General features: G+C 39.1%; 20 protein-coding genes. 11 read left to right on the plus strand and 9 right to left on the minus strand.

The features are described 5' to 3' along the window. Nucleotides 1-49: 49 nt before the first annotated feature. Nucleotides 50-181: a hypothetical protein gene (locus AC04Q1_RS09025; RefSeq protein WP_478363833.1), complete on the plus strand. Its 132-nt coding sequence runs from the start codon at nucleotides 50-52 to the stop codon at nucleotides 179-181. An 86-nt stretch (nucleotides 182-267) separates the two neighbouring features. On the opposite strand, the gene AC04Q1_RS09030 is transcribed toward AC04Q1_RS09025, so the two are convergent. From AC04Q1_RS09030 to AC04Q1_RS09055, 6 genes are all read right to left on the minus strand, one after another. Continuing rightward, nucleotides 268-882, minus strand: coding sequence for an ABC transporter ATP-binding protein (locus AC04Q1_RS09030; protein WP_478363834.1), 615 nt, complete (start codon nucleotides 880-882; stop codon nucleotides 268-270). A gap of 25 nt (nucleotides 883-907) precedes the next feature. After that, on the minus strand, nucleotides 908-1372 hold the full coding sequence (locus tag AC04Q1_RS09035; RefSeq protein WP_478363836.1) for a GNAT family N-acetyltransferase: 465 nt from the start codon (nucleotides 1370-1372) through the stop codon (nucleotides 908-910). Between the two features lie 72 nt (nucleotides 1373-1444). After that, nucleotides 1445-2230 carry an acyl-ACP--UDP-N-acetylglucosamine O-acyltransferase gene (lpxA, locus tag AC04Q1_RS09040; RefSeq protein ID WP_029274294.1) on the minus strand — a complete coding sequence of 262 codons (786 nt, stop codon included), beginning with the start codon at nucleotides 2228-2230 and terminating at the stop codon, nucleotides 1445-1447. Beyond that, nucleotides 2230-3642 carry a bifunctional UDP-3-O-[3-hydroxymyristoyl] N-acetylglucosamine deacetylase/3-hydroxyacyl-ACP dehydratase gene (locus AC04Q1_RS09045; protein ID WP_478363839.1) on the minus strand — a complete coding sequence of 471 codons (1413 nt, stop codon included), beginning with the start codon at nucleotides 3640-3642 and terminating at the stop codon, nucleotides 2230-2232. The genes lpxA and AC04Q1_RS09045 overlap by 1 nt, the downstream gene beginning before the upstream one ends. Further along, complete coding sequence (gene lpxD / locus AC04Q1_RS09050) at nucleotides 3632-4708, minus strand: UDP-3-O-(3-hydroxymyristoyl)glucosamine N-acyltransferase (RefSeq protein WP_478363841.1); 1077 nt, start codon at nucleotides 4706-4708, stop codon at nucleotides 3632-3634. Before lpxD ends, AC04Q1_RS09045 begins: the two co-directional genes overlap by 11 nt. A gap of 122 nt (nucleotides 4709-4830) precedes the next feature. Continuing rightward, on the minus strand, nucleotides 4831-6054 hold the full coding sequence (locus tag AC04Q1_RS09055; protein ID WP_478363843.1) for an HD domain-containing protein: 1224 nt from the start codon (nucleotides 6052-6054) through the stop codon (nucleotides 4831-4833). Nucleotides 6055-6165: 111 nt separating this feature from the next. Here AC04Q1_RS09055 and porX point away from each other — a divergent pair, with 111 nt between their 5' ends. The 4 genes from porX to AC04Q1_RS09075 all read left to right on the plus strand — a co-directional run bounded on the left by porX (nucleotide 6166) and on the right by AC04Q1_RS09075 (nucleotide 10296). Next, a complete protein-coding gene (gene porX / locus AC04Q1_RS09060) occupies nucleotides 6166-7719 on the plus strand; it encodes a T9SS response regulator signal transducer PorX (RefSeq protein ID WP_478363845.1) in 1554 nt (517 codons plus the stop codon). Nucleotides 7720-7790: 71 nt separating this feature from the next. Then, on the plus strand, nucleotides 7791-8207 hold the full coding sequence (gene tsaE, locus AC04Q1_RS09065) for a tRNA (adenosine(37)-N6)-threonylcarbamoyltransferase complex ATPase subunit type 1 TsaE (RefSeq protein ID WP_478363847.1): 417 nt from the start codon (nucleotides 7791-7793) through the stop codon (nucleotides 8205-8207). A gap of 73 nt (nucleotides 8208-8280) precedes the next feature. Next, complete coding sequence (locus AC04Q1_RS09070) at nucleotides 8281-9510, plus strand: alanine dehydrogenase (protein ID WP_478363849.1); 1230 nt, start codon at nucleotides 8281-8283, stop codon at nucleotides 9508-9510. Nucleotides 9511-9612: 102 nt separating this feature from the next. After that, nucleotides 9613-10296: a M15 family metallopeptidase gene (locus AC04Q1_RS09075; protein ID WP_478363851.1), complete on the plus strand. Its 684-nt coding sequence runs from the start codon at nucleotides 9613-9615 to the stop codon at nucleotides 10294-10296. A 227-nt stretch (nucleotides 10297-10523) separates the two neighbouring features. Here the strand turns inward: AC04Q1_RS09075 and AC04Q1_RS09080 are convergent, their stop codons facing one another. Genes AC04Q1_RS09080 through AC04Q1_RS09090 form a run of 3 tightly spaced genes read right to left on the minus strand, consistent with a single transcriptional unit; the run spans nucleotide 10524 to nucleotide 13349 of the window. Next, nucleotides 10524-11024: a phosphoglycerate mutase family protein gene (locus AC04Q1_RS09080; RefSeq protein WP_478363853.1), complete on the minus strand. Its 501-nt coding sequence runs from the start codon at nucleotides 11022-11024 to the stop codon at nucleotides 10524-10526. Between the two features lie 37 nt (nucleotides 11025-11061). Beyond that, the gene (locus AC04Q1_RS09085; RefSeq protein ID WP_478363855.1) at nucleotides 11062-12105 is read right to left on the minus strand and encodes an aminotransferase class I/II-fold pyridoxal phosphate-dependent enzyme; all 1044 of its coding nucleotides are present in this window, start codon (nucleotides 12103-12105) and stop codon (nucleotides 11062-11064) included. Further along, on the minus strand, nucleotides 12105-13349 hold the full coding sequence (locus AC04Q1_RS09090; RefSeq protein ID WP_478363857.1) for a D-alanyl-D-alanine carboxypeptidase: 1245 nt from the start codon (nucleotides 13347-13349) through the stop codon (nucleotides 12105-12107). The genes AC04Q1_RS09085 and AC04Q1_RS09090 overlap by 1 nt, the downstream gene beginning before the upstream one ends. 135 nt (nucleotides 13350-13484) lie before the next feature. Between AC04Q1_RS09090 and AC04Q1_RS09095 the strand changes: the two genes are divergently transcribed. The 6 genes from AC04Q1_RS09095 to AC04Q1_RS09120 all read left to right on the plus strand — a co-directional run bounded on the left by AC04Q1_RS09095 (nucleotide 13485) and on the right by AC04Q1_RS09120 (nucleotide 20298). Next, complete coding sequence (locus AC04Q1_RS09095) at nucleotides 13485-14732, plus strand: aspartyl protease family protein (protein WP_478363859.1); 1248 nt, start codon at nucleotides 13485-13487, stop codon at nucleotides 14730-14732. Between the two features lie 88 nt (nucleotides 14733-14820). Continuing rightward, nucleotides 14821-17337 carry a zinc-dependent metalloprotease gene (locus AC04Q1_RS09100; RefSeq protein ID WP_478363861.1) on the plus strand — a complete coding sequence of 839 codons (2517 nt, stop codon included), beginning with the start codon at nucleotides 14821-14823 and terminating at the stop codon, nucleotides 17335-17337. Nucleotides 17338-17525: 188 nt separating this feature from the next. Next, nucleotides 17526-18401, plus strand: coding sequence for a phosphodiester glycosidase family protein (locus AC04Q1_RS09105; RefSeq protein WP_478363863.1), 876 nt, complete (start codon nucleotides 17526-17528; stop codon nucleotides 18399-18401). Between the two features lie 68 nt (nucleotides 18402-18469). Continuing rightward, on the plus strand, nucleotides 18470-19396 hold the full coding sequence (locus AC04Q1_RS09110) for a hypothetical protein (RefSeq protein ID WP_478363865.1): 927 nt from the start codon (nucleotides 18470-18472) through the stop codon (nucleotides 19394-19396). A 104-nt stretch (nucleotides 19397-19500) separates the two neighbouring features. Next, the gene (locus AC04Q1_RS09115; protein WP_025141747.1) at nucleotides 19501-19692 is read left to right on the plus strand and encodes a cold-shock protein; all 192 of its coding nucleotides are present in this window, start codon (nucleotides 19501-19503) and stop codon (nucleotides 19690-19692) included. A 78-nt stretch (nucleotides 19693-19770) separates the two neighbouring features. Continuing rightward, nucleotides 19771-20298: an RBBP9/YdeN family alpha/beta hydrolase gene (locus tag AC04Q1_RS09120; protein ID WP_478363867.1), complete on the plus strand. Its 528-nt coding sequence runs from the start codon at nucleotides 19771-19773 to the stop codon at nucleotides 20296-20298. Nucleotides 20299-20342 lie beyond the last annotated feature (44 nt).

The raw sequence follows: 20342 nt of genomic DNA on the forward strand, positions 1-20342 counted from the left end.
TTTGGGAACCACTCCAAAGGCATAATCAACCTAAACCTCAAACTAAACTATGAAAAACTCTTTGCCTTCTACGGGCTATATATTTATTCCGGAATACGGAAAATCTGATCTTTTACTTGAAGAGATGAAATTAATAATTGTTTCTCTTTTTGGTGGTGCAAAGGTAAGTATAATTTGTTAATTACAAAATAATTTTTAAAAAATTTATTTATAATACAAATGTATGACAAAACAGACGTTTCGTAGTGGGTGAATTTTGTGGTTAACTTACTTATAATCTGATATTTGTATCTGATTTGTGCAGAAATCGTATTCTTGAGATTGATTGGAGCCAATTATCATAAGACGGTCTTTTCCAAAATTTTCGATCAATTCGCGGTACCAACTTATCCCCTGAACGTCTAAATTGCTTGTTGGCTCGTCTAAAAATAAAATTGGTGTATCCGTACAGCATGCCAAAGCTAGTTTGGTTCTTTGCTTCATTCCCGACGAAAAGTACTTGATCTGTTTGTGCGCAGCTTTTTCCAATCCCAATATGGTTATCAGCTTTTTTGCATCAATACCCGGGGCAAAATTTTTGAACTTAAAATGGAAATCGATACTCTCTTTTAAGGTAAAGGTTTCAACCAGCTCTAGGTATGGAGCGGCTAAACTGATGTATTTATAAATATTTTCTATAAGAATCTCTTTAGTGTCTGAGAATGAAATTTCACCCTCAGAAGGAGATAAACTACCTGTTAGCACACTTAATAATGTTGATTTACCAGAGCCATTGGGGCCGAGTATGGCATAACTATTTCCAGAGGAAAATTCAGCACTTAAATTTCTAAAAATCCACTCCTTGTTAAACCTTCTGCCAACATTATTTAAAGAGATATTCATTGTTTCAACTATCGAGAGGTGGATATCAGGATTTGTTAAGCAGTTTAATCATACAAACGCTATTGTCAACGCCAATGTATTGACCGTAGTTGGGCGTGATGTGATAACCCACCTTTTGATAAAGTGCAATGGCCTCCGGCTGTTTTTTGCCGGTTTCTAAAACACATGCAGAAAACCCCAGTTCAGCAGCCCAATGCTCTAACTCATTTAAAACTTTGGCCGCGATCCCTTTTTTTCTATGATCTGGATGAACGAACATCCTTTTCACTTCTGCTTCGGTTACGGAGAAAGGTTTTATCGCGCCACAGGCAACGGGAAGGTCATGTTGATAAGCTACAATAACCTCATTAATGGCATCAATTTTATTAAACTGAGCATAAAAAGCATGCTCATCACCATCTCTAAGCGCTAAATCCTGATCCAATAAAGTAACCAGTGCGCTAAAATCGGCATGGTCTGAATCGGTCCTGATTAGCGTTAAATCACTCATGATATTTTTTTGAATTTGGTTTAAGGCATAAGTTTAAACCTCAACCTTAAACCCTTCAGCTTTTCTCCTTAATTAACTGCCCATTCCGAAACCCTTCATTACCCCGCGGTTGGAATTACGGATAAAATCTACAATTTCATCACGGATTTCCGTCGGTTTAAATTCGGCCTCGATCATATCTAAAGCTTTGGTTACATTATTGTGTTTTACGAAAAGTACGCGGTAAATTTCCTGGATTTCATCAATCTGTTCGTTGGTGAAACCTCTTCTGCGCAAACCAACAGAGTTGATACCGGCATAAGAAAGTGGCTCGCGCGCAGCTTTTACATAAGGTGGAACATCTTTACGAACCAATGAACCACCGGTAACGAAAGCATAAGAACCTACTTTAACAAATTGATGTATCGCAACCAAACCAGCCAAAACTACATTGTTTCCAATGGTGATATGGCCGGCCAAAGTAGTACTGTTCGAGAAAATACAGTTGTTGCCAACTTCACAATCGTGTGCGATGTGTGAGTAAGCCTGAATTAAACAATTGCTGCCGATAGTGGTTTTCCATTTATCTTTGGTACCACGGTTGATGGTAACACACTCACGGATAGTCGTATTGTCGCCAATTTCCGCTGTGGTAACTTCACCAGCAAATTTTAAATCCTGCGGCTCGCCGGAAATTACGGCACCAGGAAAGATGCGGCAGTTTTTGCCGATCCGTGCACCATCCATAATGGTAACATTCGATCCGATCCAGGTTCCCTCTCCAATTACAACGTCTTTATGTATCACTACAAAGGGTTCGATTACCACGTTTTCGGCAATCTTTGCCTGGGGATGTATGTATGCTAAGGGTTGTATCATTATTGGATGGGTTCTGCTTGTTTAATTTTTGAAATTTGAGCCATCATTTCGGCTTCGACAACGATTTTTTCGCCAACCATACCTACGCCTTTCATCTGGGCAATGCCCCGTCTGATTGGTTCGAGTAAATCGCAACGGAAAACAATCGTATCTCCAGGAAGCACCTGCGCTCTAAAACGTACGTTATCAATCTTTAAGAAATAAGTTAAATAATTTCTAGGATCCGGAACGGTACTCAACACTAAGATACCACCAACCTGGGCCATAGCTTCAATTTGGATTACACCCGGAAAAACAGGTGCACCAGGAAAATGCCCTCTAAAAAACTCTTCGTTCATGGTTACGTTTTTAACGCCTACCACATGGTTTTTTGAAAGTTCTAATATTTTATCTACAAATAAAAATGGCTGACGGTGAGGCAAAATGTCCATAATCTGAACAACATCATATAATGGCTTTGCACTTGGATCGTATACCTTTTGTATTTTTTTGTTTTTTTCTTTTTTAATGGCCGCTTTAATTTTTTTAGCAAAAGCAACGTTTGCCGCATGACCAGGTCGTGCGGCCATAATGTGGCCTTTTAAGTGCATCCCAACCAAAGCTAAATCGCCGATCATATCCAATAGTTTATGACGGGCAGGCTCGTTTTGGTAACGCAGTTCCATGTTGTTCAAAATTCCTTGCGGAGCAACATCGATATCCTTACGGTTGAATAATTTTGCCAGGTGGCTTAATTCGTCCTTGGTCACCTCTTTATCCACAATTACAATGGCGTTATTTAAATCACCACCTTTAATTAAGTTGTGCGATAGCTGATACTCTAATTCGTGTAAGAAACAGAAAGTACGGCAAGAAGCAATTTCTTTCTTAAACTCTGCAATGGTATTAATGCCGGCATGCTGACTGCCCAAAACAGGAGAATTATAATCGATCATACACGTAAAACGATAGTCGTCAAGCGGCATGGCCACAATTTCTACTTTTCTATCTTCTTCCGTGTAGGTGATGTTATGAGGGATGGTGAAATACTCACGATCTGCATTTTGCTCTACGGTACCAACTTCTTCCAATAAATCAACAAATTGGATAGAGCTACCGTCCATAATCGGTGTTTCTGGTCCATCTAACTTAATCAGCACGTTATCTAAGTCCATACCCACTAAAGAAGCCATTACATGCTCTACGGTGCTTACGCTAGCGCCATTCTGAGTAAGGGTTGTTCCGCGTGAAGTATCGGTTACGTTATCTGCATCAGCTTCGATAATCGGATGCCCGTCTAAATCAATACGCTGAAATTTAAAGCCATGATTTTCGGGAGCGGGGCAAAATGTTAAAGTCACATTAGCGCCTGTGTGTAAACCAACACCAGATGCTGATATTTCTTGTTTAATCGTTTTTTGTCTAACGTTCATTGTGTATTGTATTCTTTTCCAGTTCAGCTGTAAGCTTTTTCAATTCGTCTTCGAGCGCGTTTATTCTTTTCTCTACATCTGGAAGATGTTTGAAAATTACGGAGGCACGCATCCAGTTGCGTAAGGGCTGCGCCGGACTGCCATGCCATTGTTTATTTTCTTCTGTAATATTAAAATTGATACCGGCCTGGGCGCCAATCTGAGTGCCCTTGGCCAGGGTTAAATGACCGGCAATACCTACTTGTCCGCCAACAACACTATTAGGGCCAATTTTTGTACTTCCTGATATGCCCGATTGTGCAGCTAAAACAGTGTTTTCACCAATTTCTACATTGTGTGCAATTTGGATCAGGTTATCAATCTTTGCGCCTTTTTTAACAATTGTTGATCCCATTGTTGCGCGATCGACCGTTGTATTTGCGCCAATTTCTACATCATCTTCAATAATAACGTTCCCTATTTGAGGGATTTTATTATAGGTGCCGTCTTTTTGTGGTGCGAAACCAAATCCGTCGCTTCCGATAACCGTATTAGAATGGATCGTAACTCTTTTGCCGATTACCGTGTTATGGTAAACTTTTACACCTGGAAAAAACGTGCTGTTTTCGCCAATTTTAGAGTTTGCACCAATAAATGTTTGAGCGTTTAGCTTGCATCCATCACCAATTTCTACATTTTCCGCTACATAAGCAAAAGCATCGATAAATACATTTTTGCCAATTTTTGCCGATGGATGTACAAAAGCCAGCTTGTCGATGCCCGATTGAGCAGCTTGTGCATTTATAGCTTCATTGTATTTATCCAGTAAAATGGTGAAGGAGCTATATGGGTTTTCAACACGGATTAGGGTGCTGGTATAAGGCTGTGTAGGGGCGAAGTCTTTTGAAACGATAACAACTGACGCCTGAGTAGAATACAAGAAGTTTTCGTACTTAGGGTTAGAAAGAAAAGACAAAGAACCTTCCTTCCCGTCTTCTATTTTGGAAAGTTCGGTAACGGCTACATCTGGGTTGCCATCAATGGAACCGTTCAAAAACTGACTTATCTGCGTGGCAGTAAATTGCATCGTACAAAGGTATATGTTAAATTGATATGAACAAAAAAACCTGCTAGAGTTAAGCTGTGTATATTTTACACAATAATAAGACTTAAAACGGCAGCAAAAGTTAAATATTTTGTTAAATAAACTTAAATCCCTCTGGGGTAACAGAGGATATATTTTTCTACAGTTTTTTGTAGCGACTCCAGGTTGGATAAATCGGAAGCCTTTGCAATATCTACAATATCGTTATTTTTCATCAGAATCTTGATATTTCCGACCCCTGCGTTATAAGCCCGGTTTTGGATCGAATCGGTAAAAACAAAATACCGCGCTTCTTCAGGTTTGATTTCTAATAGATTAACGGCTGCATCCTGCAAAAAATTTACCCGGTCATCACTTGCTTTTTCATTGCCCATTTCTACCTTATATAAATTTCTTGAGGTAAGCATTTTACACAGGGTAGACAAAATTTTATCGGGATGTTTGGTCCAAACTTTAACCGCTGCGTAAATATCCTGGTCATCAAGGTTGGTAAAGTGCTCCAGATTCTCGTGCTGAGCAAAGAAATTGCCCTCGTTGATATTGTTTTTTAAGAAATAATTTAATGATGGTGAAGCAAATAGGTCTTCTCCGGCAGCCGATAGTTCTTTTGCACGTTCCAGCAATTTCACCAGGATCATCTCTCCTGATATCACCGTCTTGTGCAGATAAACCTGCCAGTACATTAGTCTGCGCGCAATTAAAAATTTCTCGATCGAATAGATACCTTTCTCTTCAATTACGAGGTCATCATCATACACGTTAAACATCTTGATAATCCGGTCGAAACTGATTACGCCTTCGCTTACACCCGTAAAAAAACTATCGCGGTTTAAATAATCCATCCGGTCTAAATCCAGCTGACCGGAGATCAATTGATGAAGAAACTTTTTGTGGTAGGTACCATTAAAAATCTCAATGGCATGGGTTAGGCGTCCACCGAAATGCACATTCAGATCGCGCATCAGCTTTGCTGAAATATCTTCGTGTTTAATTCCGCTGACCAAAGAGTGCTCCAGAGCATGCGAAAAGGGGCCATGGCCAATGTCATGCAGCAAAATGGCCAAAATGGCGGCTTCTTCTTCGCCATCGGTAATGGTGTGTCCTTTGCTTTTTAAAAGATTAATGGCCAAACTCATTAAATGCATGGCACCTAAAGCATGGTGAAAACGCGTATGTAAAGCCCCCGGATAAACCAAATGCGTCATTCCGAGCTGTTTAATGTAGCGCAATCGCTGGAAATACGGATGTGAGATTACATCGTAAACCAATTCGGAAGGGATACTGATGAAACCGTAAACCGGATCATTTATTATTTTCTTCTTGTTCAATCGTTAAAAATAGTTAAATAGATAGATACGGTACAAAAATTGCTATTTTTATTTATAGTTTGATTTACCTGCCAGAATTAAAAGGCAATACTTACCTATTTTTACAAAAACATGCAAGAAACTAGAATATTATGGGCCGATGATGAAATCGACTTATTAAAACCTCATATATTATTGTTGAATGATAAAGGTTATCACGTAACTACATTTACCAATGGAAACGACGCTTTGGAGGCATTTGGAAAAGCGCATTTTGACCTGGTTTTTTTGGATGAGAATATGCCGGGAATGAGTGGCATCGAAACCCTGTCTGCCATTAAAAATTTAAATCCCGATGTTCCGGTTGTGCTGATTACGAAGAGTGAGGAAGAGAACCTGATGGAAGATGCGATCGGCAGTAAAATTGATGATTATCTGATTAAACCTGTAAACCCTAAGCAGGTTTTACTAACGATTAAAAAGCTAATCGATAACAAACGCCTGGTAAGCGAGAAAACTTCTATGGCTTATCAACAGGATTTCCGCCGCTTGGGCATGACACTGGGCGATAGGCTAAATTATGAAGAGTGGGTGGATGTGTATAAAAAGATTGTTTTCTGGGAACTTGAATTGGAAAAACTGGATGACCCGCAGATGCATGAAATTTTAACCATGCAAAAGCAGGAGGCCAACACGCAATTTACTAAGTTTATTGAAGAAAATTATCTTGACTGGATCAAGAATAAGGATACCGCTCCTTTGCTTTCGAATGAGTTGCTAAAGAAAAAAGCTTTTCCGCACATCAATGATAATACACCAGTATTTTTTATCCTGATTGATAATTTACGTTACGATCAGTGGAAAATTATCAATCCTTTGATATCAGAATATTTCAGGATTGATGAGGAAGATATGTATACGAGTATTTTACCTACTGCAACACAATATGCCCGTAACGCCATCTTCTCTGGCATGATGCCCTTGGACATGGAAAAGCGTTTCCCCCAGCTTTGGCAAAATGATGATGATGAAGGCGGTAAAAATATGCACGAAGAGGCTTTTCTTGCAGATAACATTAAACGCAGCTTAAGAAAAGATTGTAAATTCAGTTACAACAAAATTTTAACTTTCGAGCAGGGAAAAGATCTGGTTGATCAGACACATAATTTGTTGCAGAATGATTTCAACGCCATTGTATTCAACTTTGTGGATATGTTGAGCCATGCCCGTACCGATATGCAGATGATCCGTGAATTGGCCAATGATGATGCCGCTTACCGTTCGTTAACCTTATCGTGGTTTGAGCATTCCCCACTTTGGGACTTATTGAAAAAAATCTCCCAAAAACAGGTAAAAGTGGTGATCACCACCGACCATGGAACCATCCGTGTTAAAAAACCGGTTAAGGTTATCGGTGATAGAAGTACGAATACCAATTTAAGATATAAACAGGGCAGAAACCTTAACTTTAATGCAAAAGAAGTGTTTTTGATTAAAAACCCACATGATGCCTTGTTGCCTAAGATCAACATTAGCAGCAGTTATATTTTTGCAAGGGAGGATAGTTATTTTGTTTACCCGAACAATTACAACCAATTTGTAAATTATTATAACGAAACCTTTCAGCATGGAGGTATTTCATTAGAAGAAATGATCATTCCGGTGGTAACGTATTCGCCAAGATAAGGATTAAATGAAGACTATAAAAAAGGCAAAAGCAATGCAATTATGTATTACTTTTGCCTTTATTTTTTAAAATGGATATTGAAGTAAATAGTCTAGCCGATTTACCTGTTGTAGCCCAACAGCTCTCAAATTTTGCGGGCAACCAAAAGGTTTTCATTTTTGAAGGCGATATGGGCGCAGGAAAGACAACCTTTATTAAAGTTTTCTGTAAACATTTGGGGGTGGATGATGTGGTTTCGAGCCCTACCTATTCTATCGTTAACGAATACGAAAGTCCTGAAGGGGCGGTATTTCATTTTGATTTTTATAGGATAAAAGATATCCGGGAGGCCTATGATCTGGGCTATGAAGAATATTTTTATGGTGGGAGCACCTGTTTAATAGAATGGCCGGAAAGAATAACCGAATTATTGCCCGAAAACTATGTTAAGGTAGAGATAAATGTATCTGATGAAAACCAACGATTATTCAGGTTCTCGAATGTATAACAATTAGTTATCAATAAATTAACAGATTTTCCTTATCTTGAACAACCTAAAACTACCAAAATTTTAATTCAACATGGCTACAGGATTACGCGAAGGAATGGCCGATATAGCTCGTCAGGGTTTATTACAAACACAAGAGGCAAAGCTGGAAACCCGAAACAAAAAAAACAGCCTTTACATAGGAATACCGAAAGAAATTTCTTTTCAGGAAAATAGAATAGCATTAACGCCTTTATCTGTGGCTTTGTTGGTAAACAATGGCCATCGGGTTGTTTTGGAAACAGGGGCAGGTATAGCGGCCAATTTTTCAGATTCCGAATATGCTGAGCAGGGTGCCAAGATCGCCTACGATAAAAAAGAAGTTTTCGATGCTGATATTCTGGTGAAAATTGCACCTCCTATGCTCGAAGAAATTGAGATGATGCATAAAGGGCAAACGCTTATTTCTTCGTTACAGACCGGAACTTTAAAGCAGGACTACCTGAAAGCCTTGATGCATAAAAAAATCAATGCCTTATGTTTCGAAAATCTTCGTGATGAAGGTAATGTATTAAGTGTAGTCCGTGCCATGAGCGAAATTGTTGGCTCTACTTCCATTTTAATTGCTGCAGAATATCTGAGTAATGTAACCGGAGGTAAGGGATTAATGTTAGGTGGTTTTACCGGGGTTCCGCCAACGGAAATTGTTATTCTGGGCGCCGGAACAGTTGGCGAATATGCCGCGCGAACAGCTTTGGCACTGGGTGCCGAGGTTAAAGTTTTCGATAGTTCTATTTACCGTTTACGCCGATTGCAAAATAATTTGGGCAGTAGCAGGGTATTTACTTCGGTAATGCAACCCATTGTATTGAATAAAGCCATCGTTACTTGCGACGTAGTGATTGGTGCCATCCGTGCCACTCATGGCCGTAGCCCCTGCGTAGTGATGGAAGAAACCGTTGCGAGAATGAAACCGCATTCGGTCGTAATTGATGTGAGTATAGATCAGGGGGGATGTTTTGAAACTTCAGAGGTAACCAACCACACCAACCCGGTTTTCAGGAAATACGATGTAATTCACTATTGTGTACCCAATATTGCCTCCCGTGTACCAAGAACGGCATCTTATGCCTTGACTAATATTTTTGCACCTATTTTATTGGACATTGGTGAATTTGGAGGTTTAATGAATATGGTATGGAATACACCTGGTATCCGCGAAGCACTTTATATTTATCAGGGAAACTGTACCAATAAAGATCTGGCAGATATGTTTAACCTGCCATTTAAGGATCTGGAACTGCTGGTGGTCTCGAACCAGTAAAAAGTAAAATGAATGATGTGAGATGGATAATGTGAGAAGGGCGTATCTTGATACCTGTATTTAACATCTTGCTACCCGATGCTTTTTTATGCTACTAAAAATATGAAATTCAATCTCCTTACGTTATTTCTTTTCATCACTTTAGCTGCCTCCGCGCAGAACAAACCTCTACCAGAAAAGAAACTGGTTGTTGTAAATTCTTATAACCAATACCTGGCCTCCATAAAAACGAATCCGGATAACCAATTGATTGAAATCAAAAAAGCCATCCCCAATATTAATCTGGATATCCGTTACGCCACCAAAAATAACTTTATGCAACAGGTGATGTATAAACAGGCAAGAGCTTTTGCCCGGAAACCGGTGATAGAGGCGTTAAAAAAAATACAGAAGGAATTAAATAAAAAAGGTTACGGACTGAAAATATTTGATGGTTATCGTCCTTATGCCATTACGGTTGAGTTTTACAAAAAGGCAAGCGATAAAAATTTTGTGGCCAACCCGGCGAAAGGATCTAAACACAATAGGGGCTGTGCGGTAGATTTAACGCTGGTCAATCTGAAAACAGGCAAAGAATTGGTGATGCCGACCCCTTACGATAGCTTTTCGGCTGCGGCAGCTGCAAAATATCAAAACGTATCGCCAGAGGCGAGGAAAAACCGTGATTTCCTGATTGCGATAATGGGTAAATACCAAATGAATGTGCTTGAAAATGAATGGTGGCACTATGATTTTTCGGACTGGAAAAACTACAATTTAATGGATATTCCTTTCGAGAAATTATAGTTTACTGGTTCAGTAGTCATTAGTTCATTTGTTTGGATGCACAGCCCTGCATAATTCGTTAATCGCGAGCCGGAGAGCGTTTTGAAGCCATCTATATACCGATACTTAAAATCTTAATTTTCTTAACTCCTTAATGGTTATTGATCAACAGTGAATTTATCCTTCATTAGTTTCGGCATTATCTGCTTTGATAGATGCAGAAACAAGTTCAGGAGTACAATAAAGACTTATAAATGATGTGGCCTTCCATATTGATCCATCTTAACCTTCGCTTTATCTTCTTTTACCGATAATTCAAAAATATAGTCGTAATCATCATCCGTTAATTCTTCTTTTGGTCTTTTAGCACCAAGCGCTTCGATAATTTCGAGTACAGTATTGGAGTGACCTGCCACCATAATGGTTTTGCCGGCGTAAGTGGTTTTGATGCTATCCACGAGTGATTTTATGTCTTTATAATCAATCACTTTAGGAATCACCAATGAGTCTAATGTTTGATGGGTTCTTTTAGTCGGAGTGGCAAAAGCAACATCAAATTTTACCTTTTTTAAATACTTTGCTAAATCTGCTGTGCGGATTTTCCCTTCATCAGATAAATTAGGGTTTGTATCCTGTGGATTCGACTTATCTTTTTCAGCGTGTCTGACAATCCAAACGGTGGTAGTTTGTGCAGAAATTACATTAATAAAAAGTAGGCTTAACGACAGGAATACGAACAGTTTTTTCATGTCATAAATATTGAAAAATTAATTGGATAAGAAAAGGTTAAAAATTTATGGCAGCGATTAGCTTTTCAATATCTTCTTTTTCATGCCATGCAGAAAGCACTATACGGTCTAAAATTTCGTCGGTAGGGTTTGGATAGGGGAAAGACGAAATCAGGATCTGTTTTTGCAAAAGGCGTTCAGAAAAATTTACATCGCCCAGCAGATACACAGGGAAATCCCATTCATGTTTCCAGGTAAGATTTGATGCTTTTTCAAACATTACCATATTATCTTTTAGTTTATTTAAGGCCTTTCGATAGATTTCTTCCGCATGGATAAATGCATAAAGTGCGGCTGGACTAGGCGGAGAAGCACCAATAAATGTATTTGTACTTTTAAGTTTATCGATTATTTTATTTGAGGCCAAAACCAGACCTGCATCTACGCCGAGTGCCTTTGCCATTGATGCAACCACTACATTTTCGATGTTTTCTTGTTTCGGAAGGTTTACAATAACGCCCATTCCATTATTATTTACACCGATTCCATGCGAATCGTCAACCACAAGGATTATATTTTTATCCTTGCGAAGTTCTTTTGCAAAGTCGAAATCATAAATTTCAGGGATAAGATTATTCATCGAATTGCTGATCAAAATCCAGGTTTTTTCTTCCGAGGAATTTATTCTTTCAATCGTTTCAGCTACCCAATCTCTAAACAGCATCAGATTTTTGGTTTGATTTTCTACCAAAAAAAGTGCAGGATGTGCTGCGGGAGCGTAAATCACTTTTCCTAATCTACATAACGCCTTAACGGTAAGCTGTGCGGCTAAATATCCGCTCGAAGTAATCAGTGCCGCTTCTGCTCCATATCGCGCTGCAGCTATTTCTTCTGCTTGATCATAAATACCTTGTTGGATATTGTTGGTACGGCTTGTGCCGTTATTTAAACCAAACTTTTCGATTCCTTCCATATACAGATCAATGAAATCCTGGTTTTGTGGAATGCCCAAATACGCCGTTCCGCCAAAATATAAATAGGATGTACCATCAATGTTTATTTTGTTCGAAAAAGGCTGATCAACTGATTTAAAATCTGGCATTAGAAATTCTCATGTATATAAGTTACTATCCTTACCATTTCCGCCCGTACCTCTGCGGTAGGTTTTACAAAATTGTTGTTCATAAAGGAGTAGATATAGGTTTTACCTTTTTTGGTAAGCACATAGCCGCTTTGGTTGTGGACACCGCCAAGCGAACCTGTTTTGCCATACACAAAGGGTTTGTCGGTTTTTGGGTAAGCACTTTTTAAGGTGCCACTTTTGCCTCCGGCAGGCAACATGTCAAAAAGTTTCTCAGGGTTATTTACCAATTTGTAAATGGAATCGAGAAGATACACATTATCGCGTGGTGTAAATAAATTCTGACGGGATAGACCAGACCCATCTACCCATTTTACTTTATCGGGTAAAAAAGAGAGATAGTTTTTGGAAATGTGTTCTATGGCTTTTACCGTACTTAAAGTATCGCCAATCTGGTTGGCACAAACCAATAATAAATGTTCGGCTATAAAATTATCGCTGGGTAACATCAAGTGTTTTAAAACCGAATCGCGTTTTGCGCCCGATAAGGTCTTAGCATCAGATGGTATTTTTAAGTTTATAATGCCGACAGGTTTGTGTAAAGTATCTGATAATACTTCAACGGTAACCTGTGCACTGGTTTTATATGGGTTTTGCTGGTTATAACCGGGCTTTACCGCAACCGCTGGATAGTGAAAGCTATTGATCAGAAAATCTCTGGTGACCTGAAAATTGCCTGTGGTTTTGGCCGAATCTATTTTAAAACATGGGGCAAAAACCTTTGGCTCAATATTGATTTTATTTGGCGTGGCATAGGTAGAAGTTACCATATTATCCATAATAGGCATCTCCGTAATTTCGGGCTGGTAGTAATAGTCGTAATCATCCCATGCCCAGCCATCGCCAAAGAAAGTACCCGAATACCGGCCTGGTGCAAAAAACAGTTTTTTGTTCGAGGCGAGAAGAAAATTATAAGCTGATTTATCCTTTACCGCAAACTGTAAAAACGACGGGTCGCCGGTTCCCCAAAAAATTAACGAATCGTTCCGTTCAACATATTTTAAGGCAGGCATTAAATCAGGGATCATTTTTAGGCTTGCAAAAAAAGTATATAGTTTTGTATTAGAGGCTGGAGTAAAATACTTGTCGGCATCTTTCTCAAAAATCATTTTTTTATCTTCAGGGTTAAAAAGCGCAAACCCAACCTGATACTGTTTAATTACCTGCGAATTTTTGAATTCTTTTGCTACCCTATTCGAAATCATTTTATTGGTTGAGCAAGCTGTTAACATACCAATAGATAAGATAGACGCAAGAAAAATGAAATTTTGATTTTTTAACCGAAACATGTTCTGAAATTAGTGGGTATAATTAGCAACTAATTTATTAAATTTAGTTCAATGTTAACCAAATATAGCCCCGGTGTAATAATCTGTTTACGTAAACTAACCGTTTGCCTGGGTTTTGTATTTCTTGCATTTTCTGGATTTTCCCAAGAGTTTTTGTTTAAACGAAACCGACAGAAGCAATCCATCCCTTTTAAATGTATCAAAAACCTGATGGTCATTCCGGTTTATGTAAATGGCAAAGGCCCTTTTGATTTTGTTTTGGATACCGGCGTGGGGCCGATGATTATCACAGATCCTTCCATCATTGATTCGCTGAACTTTAGCATGCTCCGTAAAATAAAGGTTTCTGGTTTGGGTATCGAAACCGTTGAAGCTTATGTTTCTCAAAGCCTTGATGTTAAAGTGGGCAATGCAACTATAGAACGAATACCTACCGCAATTTTAAAGGAAGATCTCTTTAATTTGTCGGGGCACCTGGGTTTAAAAATTTATGGGTTACTGGGTTACAGCTTTTTTAACAGTTTTATTGTTGATGTGCGGTACAGCGAAAACAGGCTGATTATTTATGATCACGATGCGAAGATCAAATACCGTGGAAAAAAGATACCGATCCAGATAGACAATCAGAAACCCTACATTTCGGCAAATATCGAACTTCCTGCTATCGGAACCGTTGCAACCAGGTTTTTAATGGATACAGGCGCTAGCCATGCTTTATCGCTCGAAATGTTCAATGGAGGAGAGTTCCCGCTACCTGAAAAAAATATTAAAGCCAATTTAGGCATGAGCCTCAGTGGCCAGATTAAAGGTTCCATTGGACGGTTAAGCAGGCTTAGTATAGGTGGTTATATTTTTAAAGATGTGGTTGCAGGTTTTCCTGATTTTAAAACAATTGCCGAGAAGATCGACTTATCAAAAAGGAATGGAAATTTAGGCGCTGATCTGCTGCGGAAATTCAATATACAGTTTAACTATCAAGAGGGCTTTATTTATGTTAAACCCAACAGCTTAAGCAAAGCACCTTTTGAATATGACATGGTGGGAATGGTTATTTATCTCGATCAGAATGATTATAAGCGATTGATCATCGGTGAAATAGATGAAAATAGCCCTGCCGAAAAAGCGGGTTTGTGCCCTTATGATGAAATTATTGGTGTTAATTTTAAGGGCGTAGAAACGTATTCGTTGAACGATCTTAGCGAGCTGTTTAAATCAAAGGCCGACCGAAGTGTAATCTTCGAAATCTACAGGGATAAACAAGTGTTTTTTAAAGTGGTACGGCTCGAGAAGAGGATATAATGTAATTTTCCGGTTACAAAAGAATTGTCGTGTAACAAGGTTCTAACTTTAACCTCTTATTATCAAGCAAACTAACTTTTATATACACATGAAGAAAAACTTTAAGGTACTTGCCTTAGCAGGTATCGTAGCCCTTGGTGTAGCCGGATCGGATTCCGTATATGCTCAGAAAAAGCAAAAAACCACCAAAGGCGCAACTCCAACAGCTCCCTCGGCCACTCCGGCAGCTGCGCCCAAAAAAGAGGGCATTAAACCATTTTCAGAAGTAATTACGGCAAAAGCCAGAACAACCAATGGTTTGTTCAAAACACATAAAGTAGATGATAAATGGTATTTCGAAATACCAGATTCGATGATTAACCGCGAGATGCTTGTGGTTACCCGTTTAGCAAAAGTGCCGGCAGGTGTTAAAGTAGGTAATCAACAATATGGTGGTGAAGAATTAAACGAGCAGGTTTGGAAATGGGAGCGCAGAGGAAAACAGGTTTTCATCCGCGTGCCAAGTTATGCTACCAAAGCAGATCCAAACAGCGATATGTACGAATCGGTACAGAACTCTAACCTTGCTCAGATTCTGGCCAGTTTCGAAATTAAAGCCTACAATAAAGATACTACGGGCGTGGTAATTGATGTTACCGATTTTTATAATGGTGATGTAATGGCCATCGGTGCTACCGATCAGATCCGTAAAGCTTATAAAGTTACGATGTACGATGCCACACGCTCTTATATCGATACGGTAAAAACTTTTCCCATCAATCTGGAGGTAAAAACGGCTAAAACCTATCGTGCAGCAGAATCGCCAACCGATAATAGCAATGCTGCGGTAACTTTTGAGTTTAATACCTCAATGCTCTTATTGCCTAAAACGCCTGTAAAAGCCAGAATAATGGACAGCAGAGTTGGTTTCTTTGGTCAATCTCAGATCGATTATGGAAGCAATGCACAGAAGGCAGAGCGTACAGCCTACATCCACCGCTGGAATTTGGTTCCTAAAGATACCAACGCCTACAAACGTGGCGAATTGGTAGAACCGGTAAAACCGATTGTGATTTATATCGATCCGGCAACACCAAAAAAATGGGTGCCGTTTTTAATTCAGGGGATTAACGACTGGCAGGTAGCATTCGAGGCAGCTGGTTTTAAAAACGCTATTTTAGGTAAAGAAGCACCAACGGCTCAACAAGATCCTCAGTTCAGTGTAGAAGATTCAAGATATTCGGTTGTTCGTTATTTTGCATCAGATATTGCCAATGCTTACGGACCACATATCAGCGATCCGCGTACCGGACAGATTTTAGAAACACATATCGGTTGGTACCACAATGTAATGAACCTGTTGCGTAACTGGTATTTTGTACAAACAGCAGCCATTAATCCAGAGGTGCGTAAGGCACAGTTTACTGATGCACAAATGGGCGAATTGATCCGTTTTGTTTCTTCTCACGAAATCGGTCATACCTTGGGTTTACCACATAACTTTGGTTCGAGCTACGCTTATCCGGTTGATTCATTGCGTTCTAAAACCTTTACCGATAAACATGGCACAGCACCATCGATTATGGATTATGCCCGTTTTAATTACATCGCTCAACCAGGTGATGGCGTTACCAAACTTCACCCTCAAATTGGCGAATACGATAAATGGGTAGTGAAATGGGGATATTCATGGATCCCGGGAAATAAAACTGCAGAGCAGGAAAAAGAAGTTTTAGATCAGTGGACTTTAAAAAACGCGGGTAATCCTTTATACTTCTATGGCCGTCAGGGAACTTCTTTAGATCCACGTTTACAGAGTGAAGATTTAGGTGATAATGCCATGAAAGCCAGTACTTACGGTATTGCCAATTTAAAACGTATTTTACCTAACGTAGAAAAATGGACTTATCAAAAAGGCAAAGATTATAGCGATTTAAAAGAAATCTATACGGAAATTGTTGGTCAGTTTAACCGTTACATGGGCCATGTAGCAACCAATGTTGGTGGCTTAAGTGAAAACTTTAAAACCTACGAACAAAAAGGACCTGTTTATGCTTATTTGCCAAAAGCAAAACAAAAAGAAGCTATCGCTTTTTTCAATCAACAATTATTTACTACTCCGCTTTGGTTAATCAGTAACGATCAGTTAAGTAAATTTGATAACGGGGTATTGTTAAACCGCATTAAAGGTGTTCAAACTAATACTTTGGGTAATCTTTTATCTGCATCGCGTATTGCGCGTTTATTAGATAATGAAACCAAAAACGGTGCAGCAAAGGCATACACTTTACCTGAATTATTTACTGATTTAAGATCGTCGGTTTTTGTAGCTGGAAGAGCAGATGCCTTTAAACGTAACTTACAACGTGCTTATGTAGACCGTTTGCAGGATTTAATGACAAAAGAGTCAGAGCTTCCGGTTGGATTTCCGGTAGATTATGCAGCGAGTTTTGGTTTAACGCCAATCAATGTGGGTTTATCAGATATCAGACCATTGGTTAGAGCTGAGCTGAAAACTTTATTGGCCACAACAAAAGCCAGAGCAGCAGCAGGCGATGCCATTACAAAAGCACATTACGAAGATTTGAGCATCAGAATCAAGGATATTTTGGATCCTAAGAAATAAAAGATAAAACGAGTGCATGATTGAATGAAACGCAATATGCCATTCAATCAAAATTCACTCATTCAAAATTAAAACGGGGCAGATCATTAAATTGATCGCTCCGTTTTTTTGTGGTTGCATTTGTATAATTCTTGATGCTTTAAGCTAAACGATAAATCGTTTTTTAATTTTATGGCAAAACAAATTTTATGCTTAAACGATTATTATTTGCAGTTACATTGTTTATTTACGGTTTATCTGCTTTCGGCCAAAATGCTGATTCTTTAACTGTAGTGAAAACCAAATGGCAGAAAAACCGTATTGCCAAACAGGTGCTTTTATTCAGACATCATTTTGATCAGAAAAATCTTTTTGCAGCAAACGAAAATATTTCGTTTTTAGAAATAAAAAATACGGGACGAAAAGCAGTATTTGCAATTGGCGCGGAAGAGAAGGAGCTGATTACAACCAGTAATTTTGGTTTACGGGATACGGCCATCGCTGCGGTAAACGGCAATTTCTTTGATGTAAAAAATGGAGGATCGGTAGATTTTGTACGGGTTAACGGAAAAACCATTAATACCAACCGTTTAGATAAAAACGGAAACCGGGCGAGACACCAGGAGGCCGCACTTGTTATTGAAAATGGAAAACTTTCCATTAAAAAAAGGGATGGATCGGCCGATTGGGAAAGTAAATTGACGGCTGAGAATGTTTTGTTAAATGGCCCTCTATTGACTTTGAACGATATTGACGAAACATTGGATACCGCTGGTTTTAACCGTCTGCGCCATCCACGCACTTGCCTGGGCTTAAAACCAAATGGAAGGGTGGTTTTGTTAACGGTTGATGGAAGAAATGAGAATTCGGCCGGAATGAGTTTGTTCGAACTTGCCAAATTGATGCGTTGGTTGGGCTGCACCAGTGCCATAAACTTTGATGGTGGCGGCTCTACAACATTGTGGGTAAACGGAATGCCCGATAATGGTGTGGTAAACTATCCAACAGACAATAAAAAATGGGACCACGAAGGGCAGCGAAAAGTAGCCAACGTAATTTTGGTGAAGAAGCAGACACGGAGATAAAACGCATCCGGAACAACAATGTTTAGCTCTAATTAAAAAAACTTATTTTAGCCGAAGATTTTGTTGAAATGATTAAAAATACGATATACTTTTTCTTTTTTGTGCTGATGCTTTCTGCCTGTAAATTTGGCTCTAAAACCAGCGATCCAACTTTAAGGGATTTTACTTTCGAGCCTGTAAAAGGCATCCGATATCAGGAAGTAAAGCGGCGTTTTAAAAATGGACTCTCTTTTAATGCCGAAGGATTTATGCAAAAACCATCCTGGATCATTGAGGTGGTTAAAGAAGATACGATGTCGGCCTGGAGCCCTCAAAAACAAAGAATGCAAAAGTTTTATATGCAATACGACCACGGAAACGTGTATAACTTCGCGGCCGAGTTTTTTAAGGTAAAACACATCAGCAAGGACAGTTTGGTTTTTCAGCGTGTGCAGGTGAATGGAAAAGTAATCGCATCGGATGTCCGCTCGGATGTGAACATGACCTTTTATGCCCAAGATTACATTAAAAACAAATTGAAAGCTAAAGCTTCCGACCTGCAAAGACCAACCAAGGCGGATACCGCGTTTATAGAGAAACGCACGGCTAAGGTGAATTTAAATAGTGATAGTGCTTTTGCCGCGACAGATCCGGTTCAATTTATCCCCAAAAGCAAAATCGCGAGGGTTGAAAAAATCAGTACGGTAGACCGTGCAAATAACAGGACCGAGGCTTACGATTATATGTTTCCGCAATATATTATCAGGATCGATCGTGCCTATAAGGATTTTGCTTACCAGGTAGCTGCGGTGGTAGATTTTCAGGGTGGGATACACGTAAAAACCATTTATAATGTGCTTCCCGAAAATGCTGAAGCGAAGAAAAAAGTAGCCCAGGGAATAGCCGATATTTATGTTAGAAACCTTTTTAATGTTGCTCCTGGAACCACGCTGGGAATTCCGCACAATAGCGAAATTACTTTAACAATAATTGGGAAGGCAATTAAAAAGCCTTAGTAATCTGATATTTACAAAATTTTAACGTTAAAAAAATGTTAAAATTTATTTTGATTTTAAAAATTAAAACTTACCTTGCAGACTTAATTTTAATATTTAATACAATGCAAGAAGGCACAGTAAAATTCTTCAATGTAACTAAAGGTTTTGGCTTTATCGTTCCTGCGAATGGCGACAGCGAAATCTTTGTTCATTCAACAGGTCTTATCGACGAAATCCGTGAAAACGACAAAGTACAGTACGAAGTTGCTAACGGTAAAAAAGGCTTAAACGCCGTTAATGTGAAAGTAATTTAATTTATTTATCATATTTACAGAGAAGGCTGCTTTCTTGCGATGGCGGCCTTTTTTTATTTTCTTTTTTTCACTCAGCTCATGACTTATTACTTCATTATTCCTGGTTTGGGCAATTCAGGCCCGGATCATTGGCAAACCTATTTCGAAAAATCCGGAGATCATTTTATCCGCATTAATCAACTGGAGTGGGATGAGCCCGCCAGTAAAGATTGGATCGAAACCATTGATAAGGCCCTTACTGGATATGATTTAACTGATGTGGTTTTAATCGGCCATAGTTTAGGCTGTACTGCAATTGCGAACTGGGCAAAAGAATATCAAAAGAAGGTTAAGGGCGCTTTATTGGTTGCACCCAGCGATTTGGAAGCACCACATTATACTTTTAATACGGTTGGTTTTGATCATGTGCCTTTAAATAAAATAAACTTTAAAACCATTGTAGTGGCCAGTTCAAATGATGAGTGGGTAAAACTGCAAAGAGCTGCCTTTTTTGCTGAGCACTGGGGAAGCGAATTTATTAATATCGGCAATGCCGGACATATTAATACCGATGCCGGATTTGGGGAATGGCCAGAAGGATTGAAGATTTTAAAAACTCTGGATTAAAATTTCCCTATCTGAGTTCCCGCAGATTTCGCAAAAAGAGCAGA

Source organism: Pedobacter humicola (assembly GCF_056490705.1).

What these genes read in the sequence shown, in the direction of transcription:
- AC04Q1_RS09025 (WP_478363833.1), top strand. Translation starts at nt 50, where the DNA reads ATGAAAAACTCTTTGCCTTCTACGGGCTATATATTTATTCCGGAATAC.
- AC04Q1_RS09030 (WP_478363834.1), bottom strand. Translation starts at nt 882, where the DNA reads ATGAATATCTCTTTAAATAATGTTGGCAGAAGGTTTAACAAGGAGTGG.
- AC04Q1_RS09035 (WP_478363836.1), bottom strand. Translation starts at nt 1,372, where the DNA reads ATGAGTGATTTAACGCTAATCAGGACCGATTCAGACCATGCCGATTTT.
- lpxA (WP_029274294.1), bottom strand. Translation starts at nt 2,230, where the DNA reads ATGATACAACCCTTAGCATACATACATCCCCAGGCAAAGATTGCCGAA.
- AC04Q1_RS09045 (WP_478363839.1), bottom strand. Translation starts at nt 3,642, where the DNA reads ATGAACGTTAGACAAAAAACGATTAAACAAGAAATATCAGCATCTGGT.
- lpxD (WP_478363841.1), bottom strand. Translation starts at nt 4,708, where the DNA reads ATGCAATTTACTGCCACGCAGATAAGTCAGTTTTTGAACGGTTCCATT.
- porX (WP_478363845.1), top strand. Translation starts at nt 6,166, where the DNA reads ATGCAAGAAACTAGAATATTATGGGCCGATGATGAAATCGACTTATTA.
- tsaE (WP_478363847.1), top strand. Translation starts at nt 7,791, where the DNA reads ATGGATATTGAAGTAAATAGTCTAGCCGATTTACCTGTTGTAGCCCAA.
- AC04Q1_RS09070 (WP_478363849.1), top strand. Translation starts at nt 8,281, where the DNA reads ATGGCTACAGGATTACGCGAAGGAATGGCCGATATAGCTCGTCAGGGT.
- AC04Q1_RS09075 (WP_478363851.1), top strand. Translation starts at nt 9,613, where the DNA reads ATGAAATTCAATCTCCTTACGTTATTTCTTTTCATCACTTTAGCTGCC.
- AC04Q1_RS09080 (WP_478363853.1), bottom strand. Translation starts at nt 11,024, where the DNA reads ATGAAAAAACTGTTCGTATTCCTGTCGTTAAGCCTACTTTTTATTAAT.
- AC04Q1_RS09085 (WP_478363855.1), bottom strand. Translation starts at nt 12,105, where the DNA reads ATGCCAGATTTTAAATCAGTTGATCAGCCTTTTTCGAACAAAATAAAC.
- AC04Q1_RS09090 (WP_478363857.1), bottom strand. Translation starts at nt 13,349, where the DNA reads ATGATTTCGAATAGGGTAGCAAAAGAATTCAAAAATTCGCAGGTAATT.
- AC04Q1_RS09095 (WP_478363859.1), top strand. Translation starts at nt 13,485, where the DNA reads ATGTTAACCAAATATAGCCCCGGTGTAATAATCTGTTTACGTAAACTA.
- AC04Q1_RS09100 (WP_478363861.1), top strand. Translation starts at nt 14,821, where the DNA reads ATGAAGAAAAACTTTAAGGTACTTGCCTTAGCAGGTATCGTAGCCCTT.
- AC04Q1_RS09105 (WP_478363863.1), top strand. Translation starts at nt 17,526, where the DNA reads ATGCTTAAACGATTATTATTTGCAGTTACATTGTTTATTTACGGTTTA.
- AC04Q1_RS09110 (WP_478363865.1), top strand. Translation starts at nt 18,470, where the DNA reads ATGATTAAAAATACGATATACTTTTTCTTTTTTGTGCTGATGCTTTCT.
- AC04Q1_RS09115 (WP_025141747.1), top strand. Translation starts at nt 19,501, where the DNA reads ATGCAAGAAGGCACAGTAAAATTCTTCAATGTAACTAAAGGTTTTGGC.
- AC04Q1_RS09120 (WP_478363867.1), top strand. Translation starts at nt 19,771, where the DNA reads ATGACTTATTACTTCATTATTCCTGGTTTGGGCAATTCAGGCCCGGAT.